The 1,742-nt window shown below is 49.0% G+C and carries 2 protein-coding genes and 1 pseudogene; all 3 read right to left on the bottom strand.

Annotated features, from left to right (window positions below):
• Positions 1–292: pseudogene (locus M5B99_RS29495) on the bottom strand (hypothetical protein); the annotation flags it as partial.
• Between the two features lie 78 nt (positions 293–370).
• Positions 371–775 carry an Imm50 family immunity protein gene (locus tag M5B99_RS29490; RefSeq protein ID WP_248807439.1) on the bottom strand — a complete coding sequence of 135 codons (405 nt, stop codon included), beginning with the start codon at positions 773–775 and terminating at the stop codon, positions 371–373.
• A gap of 3 nt (positions 776–778) precedes the next feature.
• Positions 779–1,742, bottom strand: a 964-nt coding sequence (locus M5B99_RS29485; protein WP_248807438.1) for an RHS repeat-associated core domain-containing protein, incomplete at its 5' end; no start/stop codon positions are given.

Raw genomic sequence — 1,742 nt, 5'->3', positions numbered from 1 at the left:
ACTCAACTTCAACCGCCTGAATTGAGGTATATGGCACCAATCCATCGGCGTTGAAGAACCAGACTCCCTTATCCTTGAGGATCATCAGCGGTGTGGAGCCTGCCTTACGATTGAGGAAGGCCGCAACAAACATATACAGTGAGCAGAGGAGTAGCGCATAGGCAAACTTTCCTACCGTCTCCATGCGAAATGCTTGAATGGCGAGAGGCAAGACAAGCAGGCCTAAAATCAAGGCTCCGATTGGGACGCGGCGGCGTTCCGAGAAAGACATATCATTAAGTGTTTTTTGCATTTCGTCCTCCATTGACAAAATGGTGTGAAAAAGGTGATTTATTTTCAGGGGGCGTAGAAAATAAATCCGGCCACTTTTTTATACGGATTTGTGATCTGAGTTATTTATATATGCTGAGGGTCCGCAGAGTAGTGGGGACTTGGTCGTAAACTCGATCAGCGAATCATTATTTGAGGCGTGAATTGTGAAAGAATTTCCATTTTGTGTGATTTTTATATTTAGTTTTTTATTTGTTGGTACGTTTTTTATTGTTAGGTTGCTAATGTTTCCGCAGTTTAGGCCGATGCGGCACGTATTAAATCCGGATTTTTTCCATTTTTCTGGAGGTGTATCCGGGTACTCTGTGATATCAAACTCCAATATTATAGTTGGTCTGCTGTTATCGATGTTTATTGTGAATAGCTCAATGCTTCCAATGGCTACAGGGGTTGTGAAGATTTTGTTGAAAAATGTGCTTCCGTCAAGCTCGTTCCAAGAATTCATTTTTTATTCCTTGAAATAGAAGTGGTCTTTTGCACCGGGAACTTTACCAGTTCTAGTGTTTTCAAACGGCCTTAAATTCAAATGCGCGGTCTGGTCACCAATGTTTCCAGACTCATGATATTGGTGGCCGGCGGCGTGGTCTTGGATTATCACCTTTGAACCATCAGCGCGGGTGTATTGGTACTCTCTGGTGAGTATCGGTTTTCCTTCGCTGTTTAAGATACTTTCGCCAGCTTTGTCTGTCATTCTTACATACTTATATTGGCTCGTTTTCCCTGTTGTGGGGTCGTACACAGGGTCTGGATGTTGGGTTCTTGGAATCCCAGCTGCGGATTTCGCCTCTTTGAAAGCACCATTTCGAGAAACTTCGGGAGGTGTCGGCTCGCCTGGTTTACCGCATAGAGGATTATTTTCACTTCCAGGGCAATTGCTATTCAACCCCAACGGATCCACCCACCCCGTAGGGTTAGGCACGTACTGGTAGTTGTTCAACCCACCAGACAGCTTGATCGGATCCGGCGTCAAGAACCGTCCAGTGCCGGGATTGTAGTAGCGATGGCGGTTGTAGTGTAGCCCCGTCTCGGCATCAAAATACTGCCCCTGAAAGCGCAGCGGGTTGTCGATCTCGGCCACTTCCAGCTTCGCCACGTTACCGTAGGCCTTGTAGCGTGCGGACCAGAGGATCGCCCCCGCACTGGAGGTCAGCTCCTGCGGCGTGCCCAGATGGTCAAGCTGGTAGTAGTAGGGCAGGGCCTGGCTCGGTCCTTCGCCGTCGAGCATCGCCAATGGCCGAAACGTCCCCGGCTCATACACATAGCTGCGATAGTGCCCAGCCGCCGATTCGGCGATCAGCCTTTCACCCTGCCAGATGAATTCGGTGGTCTTGCCTTCAACGGTCTTTTCGATCCGCCGCCCAAACGCGTCATACCGATACGTCGCCACCTGTCCATTGAGCAGCTGCGCTTCG

This window comes from Pseudomonas sp. MWU13-2100, from assembly GCF_023242365.1.
In the GTDB taxonomy this organism is placed as follows: Bacteria; Pseudomonadota; Gammaproteobacteria; order Pseudomonadales; family Pseudomonadaceae; genus Aquipseudomonas.
Note: the sequence above shows the minus strand (reverse complement) of the source record. Positions and strands in the feature narration are given on the sequence as shown.

Excerpts from the sequence above, each read along its gene's own strand:
- M5B99_RS29490 (WP_248807439.1), bottom strand. The coding sequence starts at position 775 with ATGAATTCTTGGAACGAGCTTGACGGAAGCACATTTTTCAACAAAATC.